Source organism: Actinomycetospora chlora (genome assembly GCF_039542135.1).
GTDB classification, from domain to species: domain Bacteria; phylum Actinomycetota; class Actinomycetes; order Mycobacteriales; family Pseudonocardiaceae; genus Actinomycetospora; species Actinomycetospora chlora.
Genome location: NZ_BAABHO010000022.1, coordinates 19,768 through 43,798 on the forward strand (window position 1 = coordinate 19,768; position 24,031 = coordinate 43,798).

The window sequence follows — 24,031 nt, forward strand, 5'->3', positions numbered from 1 at the left end:
CGTGCGCATCGTCTTCGCCGGCACCCCCGAGCCCGCGCTCCCGTCGCTGCAGCGGCTGCTCGACAGCGCGCGCCACGACGTCGTCGCCGTCGTCACCCGGCCCGACGCCCCGGTCGGGCGCTCCAGGACGCCGCAGCGCAGCCCCGTCGGCGCACTCGCCGACGCGGCCGGGGTGCCCGTCCTCACCCCGCAGAAGGCCTCCGAGCCGGCCTTCCTCGACGCCCTGCGCGACCTCGCGCCCGACTGCTGCCCCGTCGTCGCGTACGGCAACCTGCTGCGCCGCGAGGCCCTCGACGTCCCGCGGCACGGCTGGGTCAACCTGCACTTCTCGCTCCTGCCGGCCTGGCGCGGCGCCGCGCCCGTGCAGGCCGCCGTCCGGGCGGGCGACGAGATCACCGGCGCCAGCACGTTCCTGCTGGAGGAGGGCATGGACACCGGCCCGGTGTTCGGCACGGTCACCGAGGAGATCGGCCGCCACGACACGTCCGGGACGCTGCTCGAGCGGCTCGCGACGTCGGGCGCCGCCCTGCTCGAGCACACCCTCGACGGCCTCGAGGACGGGGAGCTGGTGCCGGTACCGCAACCGGCCGACGGCGTCTCCTACGCGCCCAAGGTCACCGTCGACGACGCCCGCGTCCCGTGGGACCACCCCGCGCCCGCGGTCGACCGGCTGGTCCGCAGCGTCACCCCCGCGCCGGGGGCCTGGACGACGTTCCGCGACGCCCGGCTCAAACTGGGCCCCGTGCTGACCACCGGCGAGGCGGGCCTCGACCCGGGTGCGATCCGGGTGGAGCGCACCCGGGTCCTGGTCGGCACGGCCACCGCCACCGTGGCCCTCGGCGACGTCCAGCCCGGCGGCAAGCGCCCGATGCCCGCGGTCGACTGGGCCCGCGGCGTGCGTCCGGAGGCGGGGGAGCGGTTCGCGTGACCGACAGCTCCGTCCCGCCGGGCGGGCACCGCTCCGGGCGCGGCCCCCGCCGCAAGCCCGACGACCGGCGCCGCAGCGGGCCCCCGCGCGGCCGCCAGGGCCCGGCCCGCCCGCCCAGCGGCGACCCGGCCCGGGAGGCCGCCCTCGACACGCTGCGTGCCGTCCGCGAGGACGCCGCCTACGCCAACCTCACCCTGCCCGCGCTGCTGCGCGAGCGGCGGATCTCCGGGCGCGACGCGGCCCTGGCCACCGACCTCGCCTACGGCGCCTGCCGCGCCCAGGGCCTGCTCGACACCGTGCTCGCCGCCTGCGTCGACCGTCCCCTCGACGCCCTCGACGGCGTCGTGCTCGACAGCCTGCGCCTGGGCGCCCAGCAGCTGCTGCGCACCCGCATCCCCCCGCACGCCGCGGTGAGCGCCGTCGTCGAGCTGGTGCGGTCGCGCGCCGGGTCGAAGCCGACCGGGTTCGTCAACGCGGTCCTGCGCCGGGTCGCCGAGCACACCGAGGCCGAGTGGGTCGACCGGCTCGCCCCGGACGACGCCCTCGGCCGCCTCGCGCTGGCCCACGCCCACCCGCGGTGGATCGCCGAGGGCTTCGCGCAGGCGCTGGGCTCCGACGACGAGCTCGCCGCCGCGCTGGCCGCCGACGACACCCGGCCCGCCGTGCACCTCGCCGCCCGCCCCGGCGAGATCTCCGCCGAGGAGCTGGCCGCGATCACCGGCGGCGAGGAGTCGCCGTACTCGCCCTACGGGGTGCTGCTCACCGAGGGCGGCGACCCGGGCGACCTGCCGCCGATCCGCGAGGGCCTCGCCGTCGTGCAGGACGAGGGCAGCCAGCTGGTGGCGCTGGTCGCGGCCCGGGCGCCGGTCGAGGGCGAGGACACCCGCTGGCTCGACCTGTGCGCCGGCCCCGGCGGCAAGTCCGTGCTGCTCGGGGCGCTGGCCGCGATCGAGGGCGCGACGCTCGACGCGGTCGACCGCGCCCCGCACCGGGCCCGGCTCGTCGAGCAGGCCACCGAGGGCCTGCCCGTGCGGGTGCACACCGGCGACGCCCGCGAGGTCGCGCTGCCCGAGGCCGCCTACGATCGCGTGCTCGTCGACGCCCCCTGCACCGGCCTCGGCGCGCTGCGCCGCCGCCCGGAGGCCCGCTGGCGACGGCAGCCCGAGGACGTCGCCGAGCTCACCGAGCTGCAGCGCTCCCTGCTGCGCGCGGGCATCGCGCGCACCCGGCCCGGCGGCGTCGTCACCTACGCGACCTGCTCGCCGCACCCCGACGAGACCGCCGCGGTCGTCGCCGCGGTCGCGGCCGAGACCGGCGCGGAGGTGCTCGACACCCCCGCCCTGCTGCCCGAGGTGCCGGACACCGAGGTACACGAGGGTCCGGGCGTCCAGCTCTGGCCCCACCGCCACGGCACGGACGCGATGTACGCGGCGGTGCTGCGCGTCCCCTAGCCGGTGCGACCGCCCGCCCGGCGCAACGCGCGTGGCGTCACCACTACCATGAGTCACGTGGCGCACGCCCCGATGATCGCTCCGAGCATCCTGTCCGCGGACTTCGCGCGCCTCGCCGAGGAGGCGGCCGCGGTGCCGGGGGCCGACTGGCTGCACGTCGACGTCATGGACGGCCACTTCGTCCCGAACCTCACGCTGGGGCTGCCGGTGGTGGAGGCCCTGGAGCGGGCGACGGCGATCCCGCTCGACTGCCACCTGATGATCAACGACCCGGACCGGTGGGCGCCGGGCTACGCCGAGGCCGGGTCGCGCAACGTGACCGTGCACGCCGAGGCGGCCCGCGACCCCCGCGGCTGCGCCCGCGACATCCGGGCCGCCGGCGCGCTGGCCGGCCTGTCGATCAAGCCGGCGACCCCGCTGGAGGACTGGGTCGAGGTGCTGCGGGACTTCGACACGCTGCTCGTCATGAGCGTCGAGCCCGGGTTCGGCGGCCAGAGCTTCATGCCCGAGGTGCTGGACAAGGTGCGCACGGCCCGGCGCCTGGTCGACACCGGCCACCTGCACGTCCTCGTCGAGATCGACGGCGGCATCAGCCGCGACACCGTCGAGCAGGCCGCGGAGGCGGGCGTCGACTGTTTCGTCGCGGGCTCGGCGGTGTACGGCGCGGACGACCCCGAGCAGGCCCTCGAGGCCCTGCGCGCCCAGGCCGCGGCGGCGTCGGCGCACCTCGGGACGGGGTGAGAGCGGCGTCACCGCGGTGGTGCTGCCGTCCCCGGACGGCGTGAGGATGATGGCGGGCGACGGCGGCGTTGATGCCGCCGGGACGAGAGGTGATCGGTGTTCACGGGGATCGTCGAGGAGGTCGGCGAGATCGTCGACGTCGTCACGGGTGAGGACGCGGCGCGCCTGCGCGTGCGCGGGCCCGTGGTCACCTCCGACGCGCGCCCCGGCGACTCCATCGCCGTGAACGGCGTCTGCCTGACGGTGGTCGACCCGGGCGACGGCGAGTTCGGCGTCGACGTCATGGGCGAGACGCTGCGCCGCTCCAGCCTGGCCGGCGCCAGCGCGGGCACGCGGGTCAACCTCGAGCGCGCCGTCGCGGCGGGCGACCGGCTCGGCGGTCACATCGTGCAGGGCCACGTCGACGGGACCGCGACGGTCGCCGGGCGCGACGAGCACGAGCAGTGGACGACGGTGCGGTTCACCGTGCCGCGCCAGGGATCCGGGACGGGCCTGACCCGCTACGTCGTCGAGAAGGGCTCGATCGCCGTCGACGGCGTGAGCCTCACCGTCACCGAGGTCGACGACGACGGTTTCGCCGTCGGCCTCATCCCGACCACCCTGCGCGAGACGACACTGGGGGAGCGGACCGTGGGCTCCACGGTGAACCTCGAGGTCGACGTGGTGGCCAAGTACGTGGAACGGCTCGTGGGAGCGCACTCAGCCCAGTCCGGCGCTGCCGACACATCGCAGGGGAAGTAGGAGCACGTGGACGGCTTCGAGCACATCGAGCGGGCGATCGCCGACATCGCGGCCGGGAAGGCCGTGGTCGTCGTCGACGACGAGGACCGCGAGAACGAGGGCGACCTCGTGTTCGCCGCGGAGCACGCCACGCCGGAGCTCGTCTCGTTCATGGTCCGGTACACATCGGGCTACATCTGCGTCCCGCTCACCGGCGAGGCCTGCGACCGGCTCGACCTCCCGCCCGCGCACTCGATCAACCAGGACCGCCACGGCACCGCGTACACCGTCTCGGTCGACGCGCGCGAGGGCATCGGCACCGGCATCTCGGGCACCGACCGCGCGCACACCATCCGCGTGCTGGCCGACCCGGAGGCCGGCCCCACCGACCTCTCGCGTCCCGGGCACGTCGTGCCGCTGCGCGCCCGCGAGGGCGGCGTCCTGCGCCGCCCCGGGCACACCGAGGCGGCCGTGGACCTCGCCCGCCTGGCCGGTCTGACCCCGGCCGGCGCCATCTGCGAGATCGTCTCGCAGAAGGACGACGGCGACATGGCCCGCCTCGACGAGCTGCAGGTCTTCGCCGACGAGCACGAGCTCTCGCTGATCACCATCAAGGACCTCATCGCCTACCGGCGGCGCTCCGAGAAGCAGGTCGTGCAGGTCGCGCACGCCAACATCCCCACCGACCACGGCACGTTCGTGGCCTACGGCTACGACTCGCTGCTCGACGGCATCGAACACGTCGCGCTGGTGCACGGCGACCTCGGCGACGGCGAGGACGTGCTCGTCCGCGTCCACTCCGAGTGCCTCACCGGCGACGTCCTGCGCTCGCGGCGCTGCGACTGCGGCCCGCAGCTCGACGCGGCCATGGCCGCCGTCGTCGCCGAGGGCCGCGGCGTCGTGCTCTACGTGCGCGGGCACGAGGGCCGGGGGATCGGGCTGATCCACAAGCTGCAGGCCTACCAGCTCCAGGACGCCGGGGCGGACACCGTCGACGCCAACCTCGCGCTGGGCATGCCCGCCGACGCCCGCGACTACGGCACCGGCGCCCAGATCCTCGCCGACCTCGGCATCCGGTCGATGCGCCTGCTCACCAACAACCCGGAGAAGCGCGCCGGGCTCGAGGGCTACGGCCTGGAGATCCTCGGCCGGGTGCCGCTGCCGGCCCGGGCGACCCCGGAGAACCTGCGCTACCTGCGCACCAAGCGCGACCGGATGGGGCACGACCTCGAGGGCCTCGACGCCGAGGAGGACGCCGTCGTCGCGCAGCCGACCGAGGACGGGCGCCCGGCCGTGGGCGGGACGCGGGCGTGAGCGGCACCGGACGGCCCGACGCCGCCGTCCCCGACGCGACGGGCCTGCGGCTGGCCGTCGCGGCCACCCGCTGGAACGCCGAGATCGTGGACGTCCTGCTCGAGCGGGCCCGGGACGCGGCCGCGAAGGCCGGGGTCGGCGAGCCCACCGTCGTGCGGGTGGCGGGTGCGATGGAGCTGCCGGTCGTGTGCCAGGGACTGGCCGAGGGCCACGACGCGGTCGTCGGGCTCGGCGTGGTCATCCGCGGCGCGACACCGCACTTCGACTACGTGTGCGACGCCGTCACCGCCGGGCTGCTGCGCGTCGGCCTCGACACGCGGACGCCGGTCGGCAACGGCGTGCTGACGGTCAACGAGGAGTCCCAGGCCTGGGAGCGGGCCGGGACGCCGTCCTCGACCGAGGACAAGGGCTTCGAGGCCACGGTGGCGGCGCTGGACGCGGCGGTGACGCTGCGCGGGCTGAGGTCGTCGTGACCGCGCCCCAGGGCCCCGTGGTCCCGCCGGAGGCGCTCGACATCGGCGAGGTCGAGCTCGAGGTGCGGCCCGTGCGCATCCGCTGGGTCGCCTCGATCATCGCGGCCTTCCTCTTCGCATTCTTCGGCGCCGGGGCGCTGCTGGTGTTCGTGGCGCCGTCGGGCTTCATCTTCCGGGCCGCCGACCAGGTGGCCATGGTCGTGCTCGGCGCCCTGCTGGCGGGCGGCGCGCTGCTGTTCACGCGGCCCCGGCTGCGGGCGGGGCCCGGCGGCGTCGAGGTCCGCGCCACGATCCTCACCCGGCGGGTGCCGTGGTCCGAGGTCGTCGCCGTCACCTTCCCCGACGGCGCCCAGTTCGCCCGGCTCGACCTGCCCGACGACGAGTACCTGACGATCTCCGCGCTGCAGGCCGTCGACCGCGGCCACGCCGCCCGCGGCGTCACGGCGCTGCGGCGGCTGCACGCGCAGTACCACCACCCGGACCGGGGATGACGCTGTACGAGGCCCTGTTCCGCCACGTCGCCACCCGCGTCCCCGCGGAGCTGGCCCACCGGGTGGGCGTCACCGCCCTGCGCGCGGCCACGCCGCTGCTGCCCGGGGACGTCCCGGCACGGCCGGTGGAGGCCATGGGGCTGCGCTTCGCCAACCCGCTGGGCGTCGCGGCGGGCTACGACAAGGACGCCGAGGGTGTGCGGGGCCTCGCGCGGCTCGGGTTCGGGGCGGTCGAGGTCGGCACCGTCACCGCGCGCCCGCAGCCCGGCAACCCGCGCCCGCGGCTGTTCCGGCTGCCCGCCGACCGCGCGCTGGTCAACCGCATGGGCTTCAACAACGCCGGCGCCGACGTCGTCGCCGCCCGGCTGGCGACGCTGCGCGAGCGCGGGGCCGGCACGGTCGTCGGGGTCAATATCGGGCGATCGAAGACCGCCACCGACTCCGTCGTGGACTACCGCTACTCGGCCCGCGTGCTCGGCCCGCACGCGGACTACGTCGTGGTCAACGTCAGCTCGCCCAACACCCCGGGGCTGCGCGACCTCCAGGGCGTCGAGGCCCTCGAGCCGCTGCTCGCCGCGGTGCGCGCGGAGGTCGGCGCGACGCCGCTGCTGGTCAAGATCACCGCGGACCTCGACGGCGCGGGCGTCGACGCCGTCGCCGACCTCGCCGTGGACCAGGGGCTGGACGGGATCGTCGCCACCAACACGACGGTCTCCCGCGCCGGCCTGGCGTCGCCCGCCGCCGACGTCGAGGCGGCCGGCGCGGGCGGGCTCTCCGGCGCGCCGCTCGTCGGACCGGCCCGCGCCGTCCTGGCCCGGCTGCGCGACCGCGTCGGCGACCGGCTGACGCTCGTCTCGGTCGGCGGCATCGACTCCGGCGCCGAGGCCCGCGCCCGGCTCGACGCCGGCGCGACGCTCGTGCAGGCCTACACCGGCTTCGTCTACGGCGGGCCGGCGTGGCCCCGCCGCGTCCTGGAGGAGCTCTCGTGACGACCTCGCACCGTGCCCCGGCCCGCCGCCCCCAGGTCGTCCTGTTCGACCTCTTCGAGACGTGCCTGCAGCTCGAGGGTCTGCGGCCCCGGATCGAGGCGCTCGGGCGGCCCGGCCACGAGCTGGAGCTGTTCTTCGCCCGGCTGCTCCACCAAGGCATGGCGATGACCCTCGCCGGGGAGGCCCCGCCGTTCGCCGTCGTCGCCGCGGACATGCTGCGGCGCACCTGCGGGCGCGACCTCACCGACGAGCAGGTGGCGTCGGTGATCGACGGGTTCCGGGAGCTGCCCGTGCACCCCGACGTGGCGCCGGCCCTGCGCCGTCTCGCCGAGGCCGGGGTGACGGCGTACGGGTTCACCCACGGCTCCGCCGAGGTCGCCGGGGCGGCCCTGACGGCGGGCGGGGTGCGCGACCTGCTCGCCGACGTCGTCTCCTGCGCCGAGCTGAAGATGTTCAAGCCGCCGCCGCGCGTCTACCACTGGACCTGCGAGCGGGTCGCGACCGCGCCCGCGCGGACCGCGCTCGTCGCCGTCCACTCGTGGGACGTGCACGGCGCGGTGTCGGCGGGCCTGGTCGGCGGCTTCTGCGAGCGGCTCGAGGGCCGCATCCCCGACGCCGTCGCCCGCCCCCACGTCACCGGCCCCGCGCTCGACGACGTCGTCGAGGGCCTCCTGGCCCTCCCCGAGGAACCGACCCCCTGACCCCCTCGTGCGTGATCTTCCGAGTGATAGCTCCGAAGATCACGCACGTACCCTCACCCGACGGTGACGGGGGTCCGGGGGAGACTGGAGCTCCACCACGATCTCGCCACCACAACTCACGGAGGTGTCGGTGACGTCCACCGCTCCCAGCCGGCGCACGGTTCTCTGCGGGCTCGCGGTCGCCCTCGCCGCGCCGGGGGCCCTGGCCGCCTGCTCGTCGTCGCCGGGGGAGTACCAGCCCGGCGCGACCACGTCGGCCGCCCCGTCCGTCGGCGGCGGCGTACCGCTCGCGCAGATCCCGGTCGGGGGCGGCACCATCGAGACGCTCGGCGAGCGGGTGGTGCTGCTCGTGCAGCCGACGCCCGGGGTCGTCAAGGCGTTCGACGCGAAGTGCCCCCACCAGGGCACGACGGTCGACCCGCCCCAGGGCGGCGTCATCACCTGCCCCAACCACTTCAGCCAGTTCGACGCCGCGACCGGCGCGCTGCGCAAGGGGCCGGCCACCCGCGGGCTCACCGAGCTGCCGGTCACGGTGCTCAACGGCACGGTGCAGGTGGCCTAGGCACGTGCCCGCCCGCCTCGCCCTGCACGCCCTGTGGTCGCCCGGCCGTGGGGTGTGCCTGTGGGCCGAGGACCCCGAGCTCCCGGTCCGCAGCACCAGCCGCGCCCGGCGCGGCGCCCGGCCGCACCCGTTCGCGGTGCCGGCCGAACGCCTCGCCCGGGTGTGGGGGACGGCCACGGCCACGCCGGGCGTCGCCGTCCTGGCGCTCCCGTCCGACCCGGACGGCCCGCGGGACTCCGACGCGCTCGACCGCGAGGAGGACGCGCCCGCGGCCGGCGACCCGGTGCTCGCCGACTGGACCGTCCCGGTCCTGGAGCTCCCGCCCGGCGCCGGCCCGCCCGCGCCGCCGGACGACGCCGTCGCCGGAGCGCTCGTCAGCACCTCGGTGCTCCTCCTCCGGGCGCTCGACGCCCTCGCCGCGGACCTCGTCACACGGGGCCGGGTGCTGCCCTCGGCCGACGACGGCGAGGGCCTGACCTGGCGCCCCGTGCTCCAGGGCCCCGACCTCGTGGCCGCCGACACGCTCGCCGCCGCGCTGCCGCCGGTGTGCCGCTGCGAGCGCGTGCCCGGTGAGGAGACGCCCTCGGCGGCGGCGGTCGTCGAGGCCGCCCTGGCCGCCGCGGTGGACGCCCACGCCCGCGCCCGCGTCACCGGCTCGCCGGAGCTGGCGGCCGCCCCGGACTGGGCGCACGCGCTCGGCGCCGAGCCGGTGCTGGGCGGGCCCACCCCGCCCGACGACCTCGCCGCCGGCCTGCGCCGCTGGGCCGTCGTCGGCGCCCCGCACGCCGGGCCGGCCCGCGCCTGCTTCCGCCTCGACGAGGTGGTGGCCGACGAGTTCCACCACGCCCTCGACGATCCCGAGCCGGTCTTCCGGCTCACGTTCGCCCTGCAGTCCGCGCAGGACCCGAGCCTCACCGTCGACGCCGCCACGGTCTGGCGCGACCCCACCGCCCTGCGGCGCTGGCTCGACGACCCCGCCGAGCTGCTGCTCGGCGAGCTCGGCCGCGCCGCCCGCGTCTACCCCGAGATCGGCGAGGCGCTGCGCGTCCCGCGTCCGGGCGGGCTGGACCTCGACCTCGCCGGCGCCCACCACTTCCTCGCCCAGGTGGCCCCCGACCTCGACCGTGCCGGCTTCGGCGTCCTGCTGCCCTCGGGCTGGCGGGCCGGCCCCGCGCGGCTCGGGCTGGTCGGGGCCGGGCAGAGCGCGCAGCCCGACGGCGTCGTCGCCACCCGCCCGCGGATCGGCAAGGACGACCTCGTCGACTTCACCTGGCGCCTCGCCGTCGACGGGGAGACGCTGTCCGCCGCCGAGATGGACGCCCTGGTCCGCGCCAAGGCCCCGCTGGTGCGCCTGCGCGGGCGGTGGGTCGCCGTCGACCCCGACCGGCTGCGCGACGGGCTGGCGTTCCTCGAGGAGCGCCGCGACGCACCGACGGCCGGCGACGTCCTGCACCTCGCCGTCACCCACCCCGACGACGTCCCCGCGCCGCTGCCCGTGGAGTCGCTGTCGCTGGACGGGCCCCTTGGCGAGCTCCTGGGCGGGGGAGGGCGGCTCGAGCCCCTCGACACCCCGCCCGGTGTCCACGCCACCCTGCGGCCCTACCAGGCGCGGGGGCTGTCGTGGCTCGCGTTCCTCGCCCGGTTGCGCCTGGGCGGCGTGCTCGCCGACGACATGGGCCTGGGCAAGACGCTGCAGGTGCTGGCGCTGGAGGCCCACGAGCGCGCGGACGACGACCCGGGCCCGACGCTGCTGGTGTGTCCCACGTCCGTCGTGTCCACCTGGCGGCGCGAGGCAGAGCGCTTCGTCCCGCACCTGCGCGTCGCGGTCCACCACGGCGCCGGCCGCTCCGACCCCGGGGCCGCCGCGGCGGGCGCCGACCTCGTCGTCACCTCCTACGGCACGCTCGTCCGCGACACCGACGCCCTCGCCGGGCCGGCCTGGCACCGCGTGGTGCTCGACGAGGCCCAGATGGTCAAGAACAACCGCTCGCGCGGGGCGAAGGCCGTGCGGCGGCTCGACGCGGAGCACCGGCTCGCCCTCACCGGCACGCCCGTGGAGAACCGGCTCGCCGAGCTCTGGTCGATCATGGACGCGGTGAACCCGGGCCTGCTCGGCACCGTCACGGCGTTCCGCGAGCGCTACGCCGTCCCCGTCGAGCGCCACGGCCGCACCGACGTCGCCGAGGACCTGCGCCGGCGGACCCGGCCGTTCCTGCTGCGCCGGCTCAAGACCGACCCGACCGTCGTCGACGACCTCCCCGACAAGATCGAGACGGTCGAGCGCTGCACGCTGACCAGCGAGCAGGCCTCGCTCTACCGCGTGGTCGTCGACCAGGTGCTCGAGAAGATCGACGACGTCAAGCCCGGCATCGAGCGCCGCGGGCGGGTGATCGCGGCGATGACGAAGCTCAAGCAGGTCTGCGACCACCCCGCCCTGCTGCTGCACGACGGCTCGCCCATCGGGCGGCGCTCCGGGAAGATCGCGCGCCTGGAGGAGATCCTCGCCGAGGTGCTGGCCGCGGGGGACCGGGCGCTGCTGTTCACGCAGTTCGCGGCGTTCGGCGACATGCTCGCCCCGCACCTCGCCGCCCGCTTCGACACCGAGGTCGCGTGGCTGCACGGCGGGGTCTCCCGCACGGCCCGGGACGCGATGGTGGAGCGCTTCCAGTCGGGGGACGGGCCGTCGCTGTTCCTGCTCTCGCTGCGGGCGGGCGGCACCGGGATCACGCTCACGGCCGCGCAGCACGTCGTGCACGTCGACCGGTGGTGGAACCCGGCCGTCGAGGACCAGGCCACGGACCGGGCCTTCCGCATCGGGCAGAAGCGCACGGTCGGCGTCCGCAAGCTCGTCTGCGCCGGCACGCTGGAGGAGCGCATCGACGACCTCATCGCCGGCAAGCGCGAGCTCGCCGATCTCGCGGTGCGCGACGGGGAGGACTGGCTCTCCGAGCTGTCGGCCGACGAGCTGGCGAGGGTCCTCACCCTCGACGCCCCGATCGACGAGCCGGACGAGCCCGAGCCCGAGGACCCCGAGGACCCCGAGGACGACAGCGAAGGGACCGGGTGAGTCAGGCGGCGACGTCGGCGGCGGGCCGGCGGTCGTGGACCTGCCGGACGATGCCGTGTCCGGCGTCCTCGAGCGAGCTCAGCTCGAGGTCGAGGTGCGGGCCCGTCGCGTCGAAGAGCCGCCGGCCGGTCCCCAGGACCACCGGGAAGACGAGCAGGCGGAACTGGTCGACGAGGTCCGCGGCGATCAGCGTGTCGACGATCGAACCACTGCCGGTGACGACGACGTCCTGGTGCTCCCGGCGGCGCAGCACCTCGTCGACGAGGTCTCCGGTCAGGAGGGCGGAGTTCGCCCAGGCGCCGACGTCGGTCAGGGTCCGGGACGCCACCAGCTTCTCCATCGCGGTGAGGCGGCGCGAGAACGGGTCGTCGCGGCGGGGGAAGATGTGGGAGAACAGCTCCCACGTCCGCCGTCCGAGCAGGTCGACGCCGGTCTCGAGCGCGTCACCGAGGTCGAACTTGTCGCCCGCGACGGCCTCGGGGTGGCGGAACGCCCAGCCGCCCCGGGGTGTGCCCAGCGAGCCGTCGGGGTCCTCCACCCGGCCGTCCAGCGTGACGAACTGCGCAACGATGACCTTGCCTCTGCGGGTCATGATGTTCTCCTCCGTGGTCGTGACGCGAGGGAGACGAACCGCGAGGTGTCCGGAGGACGGGGAGCGGCTGTGAAGCAGGCCACACATGGTGCGTGAGACGCGCTCGGGGCCCCGGTTCTCGGAGAGGTTCGAGGAGTACGGCAAGCGCAAGCCCGTCGAGGACGGCATCGCCGCGCGGAGCCGCCGGGGCGCGATCGGCGAGTCGTGGTGGTCGGGGCGCTTCCTCGCGGTGCTCACGGCCCTCGGCGTCGGCGGCCGGCTCGACCGCGGCAAGACCTACGCGCGCCAGGGCCAGGTCGTCGAGCTGGCGATCGAGCCCGGCGCCATCACCGCCGTCGTGCAGGGCAGCCGCGACGAGCCCTACCGGGCGCGGATCGGGCTGCGGCCGTTCGCCGACGAGGCCTGGGAGGCGGTGCTCGACGCCCTGGCCGCCGACTCCTGGTACGCCGCCGCCCTGCTCGCCGGCGAGGTCCCCGACGACCTCGAGGACGTCCTCGCCGGCGTCGGCCTGTCGCTGTTCCCGCAGGGCTCGGCCGAGCTGCCGATGGACTGCACGTGCCCGGACTGGTCGGTGCCCTGCAAGCACCTCGCGGCCGTCGCGTACCTGGCCGCCGAGGAGTTCGACGTCGACCCGTTCGCGCTGCTGCGCTGGCGGGGCCGCGACCGCGCGACCCTGCTCGCCGCCCTCCGCGACCGCCGCGACGCCGGGGCCGGGACGCCGACGGCCCTCGAGGACGTCCTCGACCGCTTCCACCGCGCCGGCGTCCCGGTGCCCGACGTGCCGGCGCGGGCGGGCCGAGCCGACCCGGCCGGCCCGCCCCCGGACGCGCTGCTCGACGAGCTCCCGCCGGTCCTCGTCGGCGGTGAGGACGTCCGCGAGGTGCTCCGCCCGCTCTACCTGCGGCTGGGGACGCCGACCGCGGAGTAGGTTGATCCGTGTGGAGCCCGAGCAGCCCGACGCCACCGGCCCGCTGACCATCCTGATCATGGTCGCCCACCCGGACGACATCGACTTCGGCAACGGCGGCTCGGTCGCCACGTGGACCGGCGAGGGCCACCGCGTCGTCTACTGCCTCATCACCGACGGCGACGCCGGCGGGTACGACGAGGAGGTCAGCCGCACCGACATGGCGACCATCCGCCGCGAGGAGCAGACGGCGGCCGGGGCGATCCTCGGGGTCGACGAGCTGCACTTCCTCGGCTGGCCCGACGGCCGCCTCTCCGTCACCCACGAGCTGCGCCGCGACCTCGCCCGGGTCATCCGGCAGGTGCGCCCCGACCGGGTGGTCACGCAGTCGCCGACGCGCAACCTGCGCTCGATGTACGGCAGCCACCCGGACCACACCGCCGCCGGCGAGGCGACGATGTGCGCGGTCTACCCCGACGCCCGCAACCCGTTCGCGCACCCCGAGCTGCTCGCCGACGAGGGCCTGGCGGCCCACTCCGTCAGCGAGGTGTGGATCAGCCACATGGGCGAGGGCGCCGACCACTACGTCGACACCACCGACGCCTACGAGCGCAAGGTCGACGCCCTGCGCGCGCACAAGAGCCAGACCGCGCACATGGAGGACCTGCCCGGGCGGATGTGGGCGTGGGGCCGGTCGCAGGCCAAGGCCGCCGGGTTCGGGCCCGACCGGCTCGCCGAGGGCTACCTGGTGCTCGACACCCGCTGACGGCCCCCGGATCGGATGATCCGTGAGCGACGCAACGGCCGCGACGGTTTACGCAGCGTGCGCGACCGGTCAACCTGGAGGACGTCAGGTGGGGACGACGACGCCCCCGGCACCGGCCGGGACGCCCCGCCGCACACAGCCTCCACACCCGGGGCGGCGGGCACCGGTCGCCGGTGATGCTCCCCGGCGTGAAGGAGGACCCATGAGCGACCTGCAGTGGCTCGGCAACCGTGTCTCGGTCGAGGAGATCGCAGACACCGACCTCACCTACGTCCAGTGGCGGCGGCCGTGGCACGGCTCGCTGCGTGGCTACCTGGTGCTGGGCTCCGAGGAGCGCGCGCTGGTGGAGACGGCCGTCGAGGACGCCGCCGCCGGTCGGCGCGAGCACCCGCAGCTGGACGCCGCGGGCCGCCCGACCGACCTCGAGGCGTTCTTCACCGACGTCCTCGGCCGCCGTCCCGGCGACCCCGCCGTCAGCGTGGACGTCGCCCCGGAAGGCTGAGTCCCGGCCGGCGTCCGTCACCCCTCGAGGGCGCCGGCCAGCACGGTGTCCAGCACCGCGAGCAGCTCCCCGTCGAGCCGGAACGGCGCGGGGTCGACGTGGATCCAGCGCACGACCGCGGAGTAGTACCCCAGCGCCAGCAGGCGCCCGACCTGCGCGGCGTCGGTCGACGGGCGCAGGCGGGCGTCGCTCGCCGCGACGAGGTCGGCGAGGTCGGCCGCGAGGACGTGGCCGAGGAAGACGTCGCTGTTGTTCAGTGACAGCCGCATCAGCGCGGTCGTCTCCGCGCGCATCTCGCCGTTGATCTCGGCGAGGGCGCGGAAGTAGCGCTCGAGCAGCGCGCGCACCGCCGCGCCCCCCGCGTCCGCGGCCCCGATGGCCTGCGCGGCCCGCTGGCGCCGGCGCAGCGCCCACTCCTCGAGGAAGAGCGCCTTGCGCGCGAAGTGGTTGAACACCGTGGTGCGCGACAGGCCCGCGCGGGCGGCGATGTCGTCCATCGAGGTCTCGTCGTAGCCCTGCTCCACGAACAGCGCGATGGCCGCCGCGTACACCCGGTCCCGGCGCTCGAGGCGCTTGCGGGCCCGGCGCCCGACCTCCGGGATCTCGGGGAGCTCCGCCGTCTCCATCGCGATCAGTAGACCACAGCGGCGATCACGAACCCGTACCCGAGTATTGATCTGCGTCACACCCTGCCCTAGGTTCCGGAGTCGAACCTGTACCCGAGTACGGGTTCGCGACCGCGAGCCGGGGAGGCGCCGTGCGCTGGGTGACCTACGACGGGGGTGACGGCCCCCGCGCCGGGCTGCTGGAGGACGAGACCGTCCGGGGCCTCCCGGCCGGCACGACGCTGCTCTCGTTGCTCGGCGACGACGGCGAGCGCCTGGCCGCGGCGGCGGACACCGCGCGCCGCGACCCGGCGGAGGTCCGGGCGGTGGGCGAGGTCCGGCTGCTCGCGCCGATCCCGCGCCCGCCGTCGGTGCGCGACGGGCTGTCGTTCCTCGACCACCTGCGGGGCTGCTACCGGGCGCTCGGCCGCGCACCCGAGCTGCACCCGGCGTGGTCGCAGGCGCCGGCGTTCTACTTCGGCAACCCGGCGGCGGTCGTCGGCCCGCACGACGACGTGGCGATCGCGCCGGGGTCGCGGATGTTCGACCTCGAGCTGGAGGTCGGCGCCGTCGTCGGGCGCGCGGGCCGCGACCTGCACCCGGACACCGCCGCCGACCACATCGCCGGCTTCACGTTCTTCAACGACTGGACCGCCCGCGACCACCAGATGCGCGACATGGCCCAGGGCATCGGCATGGGCAAGGCCAAGGACATGGCGATCACCCTCGGGCCCGCCCTGGTCACCGTCGACGAGCTCGCGCCCCACCTCGGTCCGGACGGCTACGCGTTCGAGGTCGCGGCCACCGTCAACGGCCGCGAGATCGCCAAGGGCTCGCTCGCGGGCATGGACTGGACCTGGGGCGAGCAGCTCGCCTACATGTCCCGCGGCACCGACCTCGTGCCCGGCGACGTCATCGGCTCGGGCACGGTCCCCGGCGGCTGCCTGCTCGAGCACGTCGACACCGCCGACCCGGCCGCCTACGGCGGCTGGCTGCAGCCCGGCGACGTGGTGTCGCTGTCGTCGGACGCCCTGGGCGCCACGCGCCAGGTCGTGCGCCCCGCCCCGCCGATGACGCCCCTGCGCACCGGCCACTGACCGCCGTCCACGACCGGGAGAGGACCACCGTGACCCTCGACTACCGCAAGGGCCTCCACGACCTCGGCCAGGGCTGCCACGCGTGGCTGCAGCCCGACGGCAGCTGGGGCTGGAGCAACGCCGGGCTGATCACCGGCTCGGGCACCTCGCTGCTGGTGGACACCCTGTTCGACCTGCCCCTGACCCGCGAGATGCTCGCCGGGATCGCGCCGGTCACCGACCGCCACCCGATCGGGACGCTCGTCAACACCCACTCCGATCCCGACCACGTCAACGGCAACGAGCTGGTGAAGACCCGCGACGTCGAGATCCTGGCGTCGGAGGCCGCCGCCGCGCTCATGACGCAGGAGGCGCTCGACACCGTCGCGCGGGTCAAGCACCTGGACGGCGCGCTCGGCGAGTTCGCCCGGCACATCTTCGGCCCGTTCGAGCTCGACGGGATCACCGCGACCGGCCCCGACCGGACGTTCACCGGCGAGGAGAGCGTCGACGTCGGCGGGCGCGAGGTCCGCCTGATCCAGGTCGGCCCCGCCCACACGCCGGGCGACGCGATCGTCCACGTGCCCGACGCCCGCCTGCTCTACGCCGGCGACATCCTGTTCGTCGGCGGCACGCCGATCGCCTGGGCGGGGCCCATCGACCGCTGGATCGCCGCGCTCGACCGCATCCTCGACCTGGACGTCGACGTCATCGTCCCCGGGCACGGGCCGGTCAGCGGCAAGCCCGAGGTCGCCGACATGCGCGCCTACCTCGTCACCGTCTCCGACCAGGCGCGGCAGCGCTTCGAGGACGGCCTGGACGTCGACGCGGCGATCGCGTCGATCGAGCTGGGGCGCTTCGCCGACCTGCCCGAGCACGGACGCCTCGCCCAGAACGTCCTCAACGTCTACCAGCAGCTCGATCCGTCCCTCCCGCGGCCGGACCGGCTGACCGTCCTGACCAAGATCGCCGCGCTCGAGGGCTTCGACCCCGCGCTGTTCGAGCGGTCCGCACCGTCCTGACCCGCCCCCGACCCCGAAGGAGCCCCCGATGACCGTGCGCACCACCCACGTCGGCAGCCTGCCCCGGCCCGCGGAGCTGACCCGGCTGATGTACCTCCACCAGGAGGGGACAGGCGACGAGGCCGAGCTCGAGGCGGCGGTCACCGAGGCCGTCCACGACGTGGTGGCGATGCAGCACGGTGCCGGGATCGACGTCGTCTCCGACGGCGAGATGGGTAAGCCGGGCTTCGTCAACTACGTCCGCGAGCGCCTCGCCGGGTTCGGCGGGCACGCCGGGGCCTGGAGCATCGACGACCTCGAGGCCGCACCCGAGCTCGCGGTCGCGCAGTACGGCGGCGAGGCCGGGGCGCACATCATGCCGGCGAACTGCGAGGGGCCGGTGAGCTACACCGGCGCCGCGGCCGTGCAGCGCGACATCGCCACCCTGCAGCTGGCGCTGGACAAGGTCGGCCACACCGGCGACGGCCAGGCGTTCATGCCCGCGGCGTCGCCGGGCTGCATCTCGACCTGCAGCCCGAACCTGCACTACCCCGACTACGACGCCTACCTCGACGCGCTCGCCGACGCGATGGCCCACGAGTACCGGGCGATCGTCGACGCCGGGCTGGTCCTGCAGCTCGACTGCCCGGACATCCCGATGGCGGGGCACACGCGGTTCTGGTGCGGGGACGAGGTGCAGCGCCGCGGGCTCGTCGGCTTCGCCGAGCGCCACGTGGCCGCCATCGACCGGGCGCTGCAGGGCATCGACCCGTCGCGGGTGCGCCTGCACCTGTGCTGGGGCAACTACGAGGGCCCGCACCACCTCGACGCCCCGCTCGCCGAGCTGCTCCCGCCGGTGCTCGCGGGCCGCCCGCAGACGATCTCGTTCGAGGCCGCCAACCCGCGCCACGAGCACGAGTGGGCCGACGTCGCCGGGATGGCGATCCCCGACGACAAGGTCCTGCTGCCCGGCGTCGTCGACACCCTGAACAACATCGTCGAGCACCCGCGCCTCGTCGCGCAGCGCCTCGAGCGCTACGCCCGGGTCGTGGGGACCGACCGCGTCATGGCCGGCACCGACTGCGGCTTCGGCACGTTCGTCGGCTTCGGGCGGGTCGGGCCGACGGTCGCCGGGATGAAGCTGCGGTCGATCGCGGAGGGCGCGGCGCTGGTCCGCGCCTGACACGGGTCACCCCGAGACGATGCCGAGCACGAGGTTGATCGTCGTCGCGAGGATGACGGTGCCGAAGACGTAGGACAGGAGGCAGTGCCGCAGCACGATCGCCCGGATGCGCCTGCTCGTGATGCTGGTGTCGGAGACCGCGTAGGTCATGCCGAGGTTGTGGCTGAAGTAGAAGAAGTCGCTGTAGGCCGGCGGCTCGTCGTGGTTGAAGTCGATCCCGCCCTCGGGGACCGCGTACCAGAGGTGGGCGTAGCGGGTGGCGTAGGTCAGCTGCAGTCCAGCCCAGCCCGCGGCCACGCCGACCGGGGCGGCCACGGCCGCCGCCGCCTGGTTCCCGGACCGGCCGAGCAGGAGGAGCACGACGATCGCGACCAGCCCGCACAGCGCGGCCGCCACGATGATCAGCTCTTCCGTGGCCGGGCGGATGTCCTCCGCGGCGACGTCGGCGCGGGTCGCGTCGGCGTCCATCGGCCACAGCACCCACCAGCCGAACGCCACCGCGCTGATGCCCGCCGCGGCGATGCCGACGAGCACGCCCAGGGACGCGTCCACCGCGACGCCGACGGCCACCCCGACCACGACGCCGATCGCGGCCCCGAGCGTCAGCCGGCGGACCCCGGAGACCGGCAGGACGCTCATCGGACGCGGCCCTCGCTGTGCACGCGCCGCAGCAGACCACGTCCGGTCGGGTGCGGGCAGCTCGTCCGCGCGTGACACGCACGCGCGGCGCGGCGCGGCGCCGACACGCCGGGACACGCCGTGCGACACGCCGGGTCCACCCATCCGGGTGCACGCCGGACAGCCGGACGGACGCGCCTACGCTTGGGGTCACCATGGCCGACCCGCAGACGTACCGACCCGCTCCGGGGAGCATCCCGGAGGCGCCCGGCGTGTACCGGTTCTCCGACGAGAACGGGCGCGTCATCTACGTCGGGAAGGCCAAGAGCCTGCGCAGCCGGCTCAACTCGTACTTCGCCGACGTGGCCGGGCTGCACCCGCGCACGCGGCGCATGGTCACCACCGCGGCGGCGGTGCAGTGGACCGTGGTGCACACCGAGGTCGAGGCCCTCCAGCTCGAGTACAACTGGATCAAGGAGTTCGACCCGCGGTTCAACGTCCGCTACCGGGACGACAAGACCTACCCGGTGCTCGCCGTGACGCTGAACGAGGAGTACCCGCAGCTGCGGGTGTACCGCGGGCCGCGGCGCAAGGGCGTGCGCTACTTCGGCCCGTACGCCCACGCCTGGGCGATCCGCGAGACGGTCAAGCTGCTGACCCGGGTGTTCCCGGCCCGCCAGTGCTCGGGCGGGGTGTTCAAGCGCCACGGCCAGATCGGGCGCCCCTGCATGCTCGGCTACATCGACAAGTGCGCGGCGCCCTGCGTCGGGCGGGTCAGCGCCGAGGAGCACCGGCAGATCGTCCTGGACTTCTGCGACTTCCTCGCCGGCCACACCGACCAGCTCATCGGCCGCATCGAGAAGGACATGCAGGTCGCGGCGGCCGAGATGGACTTCGAGCGCGCCGCCCGCCTGCGCGACGACGCCGGGGCTCTCAAGCGGGTCGTCGAGAAGCAGGCCGTCGTCCTCGGCGACGGCACGGACGCCGACGTGGTCGCCTTCGCCACCGACGAGCTCGAGGCCGCCGTCCAGGTCTTCCACGTGCGCGGCGGCCGGGTCCGCGGCCAGCGCGGTTGGGTCGTGGAGCACGAGGCCGACAGCGACGTGCCCGACCTCGTGGGCCAGTTCCTCTCGCAGTTCTACGGCGAGCAGGCCGCGCTCGCGGGCTCGGCCGACGACGCCGTGCAGCCCGTGCCCCGCGAGGTGCTCGTCCCGGCCCTGCCCGAGGACGCGCCCGCGCTGACGCAGTGGCTCAGCGGGTTGCGCGGCTCGCGGGTCTCGCTGCGCGTCGCCCAGCGCGGCGACAAGCGCACGCTGGCCGAGACCGTCGAGCGCAACGCCGCCGAGGAGCTCACCCGGCACAAGCTGCGCCGCGCGGGCGACCTCACCGCGCGCAGCGCCGCGCTCGAGGAGCTCCAGGAGCAGCTGGGTCTGGAGACCGCGCCGCTGCGCATCGAGTGCACCGACGTCTCCCACGTGCAGGGCTCGGACGTCGTGGCGAGCCTCGTGGTGTTCGAGGACGGGCTGCCGAAGAAGGCCGACTACCGGCGCTACTCGATCCGCGGCGGCGCCGAGGGCGGCGACGTCGCGGCGATCGCCGAGGTCGTCCGGCGCCGGTTCGCCCGCTACCTGCGGGAGACCGCCGAGGACGCCCCGGACCACACCGACACGGCGTGCGCGGGGGAGACCAGCGACGGCTCCCCGGCGACGGGCGAGATCGACCCCACCCACGACGGCCCGCCCCCGGGGATCGACCCGACCACGGGGCGGCTGCGCAGGTTCGCCTACCCGCCGAACCTGCTCGTCGTCGACGGTGGCGCCCCGCAGGTGGCGGCGGCGGCCGAGGTCCTCGGCGAGCTGGGGATCTCCGACGTCGCCGTGGTGGGTCTGGCCAAGCGCCTCGAGGAGGTGTGGCTGCCCGGCGAGGAGGACCCGGCGATCCTCCCCCGCACGAGTGAGGCGCTGTACCTCCTCCAGCGGGTCCGCGACGAGGCGCACCGCTTCGCCATCACCTATCACCGCCAGAAGCGTTCGACACGGATGACGGCGTCCGCGCTCGACGGGGTGCCGGGGCTGGGGGAGGCGCGCCGCACCGCGCTGATCAAGCACTTCGGGTCGGTCAAGAAGCTGCGCGCCGCCACGGTCGAGGAGATCACCGAGGTGCCGGGCGTCGGCCGGCGCACGGCGGAAGCGGTCCTGGCCGCGCTGCAGGACCAGGACGGGGGGACGGCATGACGGACCGGGCGGGCGCACCGGCACACCCGGGCGGGATCGAGGTCGCGATCGTCTCCGGCCTGTCCGGGGCGGGTCGCAGCACCGCGGCCAAGGTGCTCGAGGACCTCGGGTGGTTCGTGGTGGACAACCTGCCGCCCGAGCTGATCGAGACGATGGTCGACCTCGGGGCGCGCTCGTCGGGCCAGGTCACGCGCATCGCGGTCGTCATGGACGTGCGCAGCCGCGCGTTCACCGCCGACCTCGGCGCGGTCATCAAGGAGCTCGACGCGCGCGGCCACCGCCCCCGGGTGCTGTTCCTCGACGCCTCGGACGCCGTGCTCATCCGCCGGTTCGAGGCCAACCGGCGCTCGCACCCGCTGCAGGGCGACGGGCGGCTCTCCGACGGCATCCGCGCCGAGCGCGAGCTGCTGGCGCCGTTGCACGACCAGGCCGACCTCGTCGTCGACACCTCCAACCGCTCGGTGCACCAGCTGCGCACGGCCATCGAGAGCGCGTTCGGCGACGCCACCGCGGACGTCGGGCACAGCGTCACCGTCGTCTCGTTCGGCTACAAGCACGGGCTGCCGCCGGACGCCGACCTCGTGATCGACATGCGCTTCCTGCCCAACCCGCACTGGATCCCCGAGCTGCGCGAGCACGACGGGCGCGAGGCCGTGGTCAGCGACTACGTGCTCTCGCAGGAGGGTGCCGAGGAGTTCCTCGAGCGCTACCTGGACCTGCTGCGGCTGGTCGGCGCCGGCTACCGGCGCGAGGGCAAGCGCTACCTCACCGTCGCCGTCGGCTGCACGGGCGGCAAGCACCGCAGCGTCGCGATCGCCGAGGAGCTCGCCCGCCGGATGGCCGGCCAGGACGACGTGCAGGTGACGGTGTCGCACCGCGACGTGGGGCGGGAGTGACCGGCGCCCGGCCGCTGAAGGCGGTCGCGCTCGGCGGCGGGCACGGTCTGCACGCGACGCTGTCGGCGCTGCGGCGGCTCACCGACGACATCACCGCGATCGTCGTGGTCGCCGACGACGGCGGCTCGTCGGGCCGCATCCGCCGCGAGCTGGACATCCTGCCGCTCGGCGACCTGCGCATGGCCCTCGGCGCCCTCGCCGGCCAGGAGAACGCCGGGCCGGAGAACACCCTGTGGCAGCGGCTGTTCGAGCACCGCTACGGCGGTCACGGCGCCCTCGCCGGCCACGCCGTGGGCAACCTGGTGCTGGCCGGGCTGCTGGAGGTCCTCGACGACCCGGTGGCCGCGCTCGACCAGGCCTGCCACCTGCTCGGCGTCACCGGCCGGGTGCTGCCGATGAGCCCGCAGCCGGTGGACATCGAGGCCGACGTCACCGGCATCCGCGGCCCCGGCGGCGGCGATCAGGGGCGGGACGTCGCCCACCGCATCCGCGGGCAGGTCGCCGTGGCCACGACGCCGGGCAAGGTCCAGCAGGTCCGGCTCGACCCCCGGCGCCCGAAGGCGTGCCCGGAGGCGTGCGCGGCGCTGCGGGAGGCCGACCTCGTCACGCTCGGGCCCGGCTCGTGGTTCTCCAGCGTGCTGCCGCACCTGCTCGTGCCCGAGCAGTTCGCGGCGCTCTCGGAGAGCGAGGCCCGCAAGGTCCTCGTGCTCAACCTCGCGCCCCAGCCCGGCGAGACGGCCGGCTTCTCGCCCGAGCAGCACCTCGAGGTGCTCGCCGCGCACGCGCCGCGCCTGCGGCTCGACGTGGTCGTCGCCGACACCGCCGCCGTCCCCGAGCCCGACCGGCTGCGCCGCGGCGCCGAGGCGTTCGGCGCGGACACGCTGCTCACCACCGTCGGCACGCCCGACGGCAGCGCCCGGCACGACCCCGACGCGCTGGCGGAGGCGCTCGCCGACGCCGCCCACCTCCGTGCGCCGCACCGCGACGGTGCCGCCCCCGGACCCGGGACGAACGGCGTCGCCGTGCCGGGTGCCGACCCCGCTCGCGACGGTGCTCGCGAGCCCGCCCGCCCCCACCAGGAGGAGGACCGAAGGTGGCCATGACCGCAGCGGTCAAGGACGAGCTGAGCCGGCTCGCGGTGACCAAGACGTGCTGCCGGCGCGCCGAGGTGGCGGCCATGCTCCGCTTCGGCGGCGGCCTGCACATCGTCGGCGGCCGCGTCGTCGTCGAGGCCGAGCTCGACACCGGCGCCGCGGCCCGCCGCCTGCGCGGGGAGATCCACGACCTCTACGGGCACAACCCCGAGGTGCACGTCCTGTCCCAGGGCGGGCTGCGCAAGGGCACGCGCTACGTCGTGCGGGTCGCCACCGACGGCGACTCATTGGCCCGCCAGACCGGGCTGCTCGACCCGCGCGGTCGCCCCGTCCGGGGCCTGCCGCCGCAGGTGGTGTCCGGCGGGGTGTGCGACGCCGAGGCCGCGTGGCGCGGGGCGTTCCTGGCCCACGGCTCGCTCACCGAGCCCGGCCGCAGCTCGGCGCTGGAGATCACGTGCCCCGGGATGGAGGCGGCGATGGCGCTGGTCGGCGCCGCCCGCCGGCTCGGGGTGGTCGCCAAGGCACGCGAGGTGCGCGGCGCCGACCGCGTCGTGGTCCGCGACGGCGACGCCATCGGCGCGCTGCTGACCCGCCTGGGCGCGCACACCTCGGTGCTCGCCTGGGAGGAGCGCCGCATGCGCCGGGAGGTGCGCGCGACGGCCAACCGTCTCGCGAACTTCGACGACGCCAACCTGCGCCGCTCGGTCAAGGCCGCCGTGACGGCGTCGGCCCGGGTCAACCGCGCGCTGGAGCTGCTCGGCGACGAGGTGCCCGACCACCTGGTCCAGGCCGGCCGGCTGCGCGTGGAGCACGAGCAGGCCTCGCTCGAGGAGCTGGGCCAGCTCGCCGACCCGCCGATGACCAAGGACGCGGTCGCCGGGCGGATCCGGCGGCTGCTCGCCATGGCCGACAAGAAGGCCAAGGACATGCGCGTGCCCGACACCTCCTCGGTGGTCACCGAGGAGATGGCGGAGATGGCGGAGATGGCCGACCGCTGACGGGAGGCGTCGCCCACGACGGCTGAGAACGGGCGCCCGGTGCCGTTAGGGTGGCGAGCCGAGTGGGAACGCTGCTGCTCACGCGCAGCGTGGCGACGATCCGTCAACCGAGGGGTAGGGCG

General features: G+C 75.5%; 24 protein-coding genes. 21 read left to right on the forward strand and 3 right to left on the reverse strand.

The window, feature by feature from the left end:
• The first annotated feature begins 1 nt into the window (after window position 1).
• From fmt to ABD994_RS15120, 11 genes are all read left to right on the forward strand, one after another.
• Window positions 2-928 carry a methionyl-tRNA formyltransferase gene (gene fmt, locus ABD994_RS15070; RefSeq protein WP_345416089.1) on the forward strand — a complete coding sequence of 309 codons (927 nt, stop codon included), beginning with the start codon at window positions 2-4 and terminating at the stop codon, window positions 926-928.
• Complete coding sequence (locus tag ABD994_RS15075) at window positions 925-2,379, forward strand: RsmB/NOP family class I SAM-dependent RNA methyltransferase (protein ID WP_345416092.1); 1,455 nt, start codon at window positions 925-927, stop codon at window positions 2,377-2,379. The genes fmt and ABD994_RS15075 overlap by 4 nt, the downstream gene beginning before the upstream one ends.
• Before the next feature lie 72 nt (window positions 2,380-2,451).
• On the forward strand, window positions 2,452-3,120 hold the full coding sequence (gene rpe, locus ABD994_RS15080; RefSeq protein ID WP_345416304.1) for a ribulose-phosphate 3-epimerase: 669 nt from the start codon (window positions 2,452-2,454) through the stop codon (window positions 3,118-3,120).
• Between the two features lie 96 nt (window positions 3,121-3,216).
• Window positions 3,217-3,861: a riboflavin synthase gene (locus tag ABD994_RS15085; protein WP_345416095.1), complete on the forward strand. Its 645-nt coding sequence runs from the start codon at window positions 3,217-3,219 to the stop codon at window positions 3,859-3,861.
• A 6-nt stretch (window positions 3,862-3,867) separates the two neighbouring features.
• Window positions 3,868-5,154: a bifunctional 3,4-dihydroxy-2-butanone-4-phosphate synthase/GTP cyclohydrolase II gene (locus tag ABD994_RS15090; protein WP_345416098.1), complete on the forward strand. Its 1,287-nt coding sequence runs from the start codon at window positions 3,868-3,870 to the stop codon at window positions 5,152-5,154.
• Window positions 5,151-5,627, forward strand: coding sequence for a 6,7-dimethyl-8-ribityllumazine synthase (ribH, locus tag ABD994_RS15095; protein ID WP_345416101.1), 477 nt, complete (start codon window positions 5,151-5,153; stop codon window positions 5,625-5,627). Before ABD994_RS15090 ends, ribH begins: the two co-directional genes overlap by 4 nt.
• Window positions 5,624-6,118: a PH domain-containing protein gene (locus tag ABD994_RS15100; protein WP_345416104.1), complete on the forward strand. Its 495-nt coding sequence runs from the start codon at window positions 5,624-5,626 to the stop codon at window positions 6,116-6,118. The genes ribH and ABD994_RS15100 overlap by 4 nt, the downstream gene beginning before the upstream one ends.
• Window positions 6,115-7,107 carry a quinone-dependent dihydroorotate dehydrogenase gene (locus tag ABD994_RS15105; RefSeq protein WP_345416107.1) on the forward strand — a complete coding sequence of 331 codons (993 nt, stop codon included), beginning with the start codon at window positions 6,115-6,117 and terminating at the stop codon, window positions 7,105-7,107. The genes ABD994_RS15100 and ABD994_RS15105 overlap by 4 nt, the downstream gene beginning before the upstream one ends.
• Window positions 7,104-7,808: an HAD family hydrolase gene (locus tag ABD994_RS15110; protein WP_345416110.1), complete on the forward strand. Its 705-nt coding sequence runs from the start codon at window positions 7,104-7,106 to the stop codon at window positions 7,806-7,808. Before ABD994_RS15105 ends, ABD994_RS15110 begins: the two co-directional genes overlap by 4 nt.
• Before the next feature lie 130 nt (window positions 7,809-7,938).
• Window positions 7,939-8,370, forward strand: a complete 432-nt coding sequence (locus tag ABD994_RS15115) for a Rieske (2Fe-2S) protein (RefSeq protein ID WP_345416113.1) — start codon at window positions 7,939-7,941, stop codon at window positions 8,368-8,370.
• Window positions 8,371-8,374: 4 nt separating this feature from the next.
• A complete protein-coding gene (locus tag ABD994_RS15120) occupies window positions 8,375-11,437 on the forward strand; it encodes a DEAD/DEAH box helicase (protein ID WP_345416116.1) in 3,063 nt (1,020 codons plus the stop codon).
• 1 nt (window position 11,438) lies between these two features.
• Here the strand turns inward: ABD994_RS15120 and ABD994_RS15125 are convergent, their stop codons facing one another.
• Entirely contained in the window at window positions 11,439-12,029 is a 591-nt protein-coding gene (locus ABD994_RS15125) for a dihydrofolate reductase family protein (protein WP_345416119.1), read from the reverse strand.
• An 85-nt stretch (window positions 12,030-12,114) separates the two neighbouring features.
• Between ABD994_RS15125 and ABD994_RS15130 the strand changes: the two genes are divergently transcribed.
• The 3 genes from ABD994_RS15130 (at window position 12,115) to ABD994_RS15140 (ending at window position 14,204) form a co-directional block, all read left to right on the forward strand.
• Window positions 12,115-12,957 carry an SWIM zinc finger family protein gene (locus ABD994_RS15130; RefSeq protein WP_345416122.1) on the forward strand — a complete coding sequence of 281 codons (843 nt, stop codon included), beginning with the start codon at window positions 12,115-12,117 and terminating at the stop codon, window positions 12,955-12,957.
• Window positions 12,958-12,967: 10 nt separating this feature from the next.
• Window positions 12,968-13,702, forward strand: a complete 735-nt coding sequence (locus ABD994_RS15135; protein WP_345416125.1) for a PIG-L deacetylase family protein — start codon at window positions 12,968-12,970, stop codon at window positions 13,700-13,702.
• A 202-nt stretch (window positions 13,703-13,904) separates the two neighbouring features.
• On the forward strand, window positions 13,905-14,204 hold the full coding sequence (locus tag ABD994_RS15140; protein ID WP_345416127.1) for a hypothetical protein: 300 nt from the start codon (window positions 13,905-13,907) through the stop codon (window positions 14,202-14,204).
• A gap of 17 nt (window positions 14,205-14,221) precedes the next feature.
• On the opposite strand, the gene ABD994_RS15145 is transcribed toward ABD994_RS15140, so the two are convergent.
• The gene (locus tag ABD994_RS15145) at window positions 14,222-14,830 is read right to left on the reverse strand and encodes a TetR/AcrR family transcriptional regulator (protein WP_345416130.1); all 609 of its coding nucleotides are present in this window, start codon (window positions 14,828-14,830) and stop codon (window positions 14,222-14,224) included.
• Window positions 14,831-14,961: 131 nt separating this feature from the next.
• Between ABD994_RS15145 and ABD994_RS15150 the strand changes: the two genes are divergently transcribed.
• From ABD994_RS15150 to ABD994_RS15160, 3 genes are read left to right on the forward strand one after another with little or no spacing between them, the layout of a single operon-like run.
• Window positions 14,962-15,906 carry a fumarylacetoacetate hydrolase family protein gene (locus tag ABD994_RS15150; RefSeq protein ID WP_345416133.1) on the forward strand — a complete coding sequence of 315 codons (945 nt, stop codon included), beginning with the start codon at window positions 14,962-14,964 and terminating at the stop codon, window positions 15,904-15,906.
• A gap of 29 nt (window positions 15,907-15,935) precedes the next feature.
• Window positions 15,936-16,907, forward strand: coding sequence for an MBL fold metallo-hydrolase (locus ABD994_RS15155; RefSeq protein ID WP_345416136.1), 972 nt, complete (start codon window positions 15,936-15,938; stop codon window positions 16,905-16,907).
• Between the two features lie 28 nt (window positions 16,908-16,935).
• Window positions 16,936-18,069, forward strand: coding sequence for a cobalamin-independent methionine synthase II family protein (locus tag ABD994_RS15160; RefSeq protein ID WP_345416140.1), 1,134 nt, complete (start codon window positions 16,936-16,938; stop codon window positions 18,067-18,069).
• A 6-nt stretch (window positions 18,070-18,075) separates the two neighbouring features.
• On the opposite strand, the gene ABD994_RS15165 is transcribed toward ABD994_RS15160, so the two are convergent.
• Window positions 18,076-18,708, reverse strand: coding sequence for a DUF1345 domain-containing protein (locus ABD994_RS15165; protein ID WP_345416144.1), 633 nt, complete (start codon window positions 18,706-18,708; stop codon window positions 18,076-18,078).
• Between the two features lie 194 nt (window positions 18,709-18,902).
• On the opposite strand from ABD994_RS15165, the gene uvrC reads away from it, so the two are divergent.
• From uvrC to whiA, 4 genes are read left to right on the forward strand one after another with little or no spacing between them, the layout of a single operon-like run.
• On the forward strand, window positions 18,903-20,921 hold the full coding sequence (gene uvrC / locus ABD994_RS15170; protein ID WP_345416146.1) for an excinuclease ABC subunit UvrC: 2,019 nt from the start codon (window positions 18,903-18,905) through the stop codon (window positions 20,919-20,921).
• A complete protein-coding gene (gene rapZ / locus ABD994_RS15175) occupies window positions 20,918-21,817 on the forward strand; it encodes an RNase adapter RapZ (RefSeq protein WP_345416148.1) in 900 nt (299 codons plus the stop codon). Before uvrC ends, rapZ begins: the two co-directional genes overlap by 4 nt.
• A gap of 14 nt (window positions 21,818-21,831) precedes the next feature.
• Window positions 21,832-22,920 (forward strand): gluconeogenesis factor YvcK family protein, encoded by a 1,089-nt coding sequence (locus ABD994_RS15180; protein ID WP_345416308.1) that lies wholly within the window; start codon window positions 21,832-21,834, stop codon window positions 22,918-22,920.
• Window positions 22,911-23,909 (forward strand): DNA-binding protein WhiA, encoded by a 999-nt coding sequence (gene whiA / locus ABD994_RS15185; protein WP_345416150.1) that lies wholly within the window; start codon window positions 22,911-22,913, stop codon window positions 23,907-23,909. The genes ABD994_RS15180 and whiA overlap by 10 nt, the downstream gene beginning before the upstream one ends.
• The last annotated feature ends 122 nt before the right edge of the window (window positions 23,910-24,031 follow it).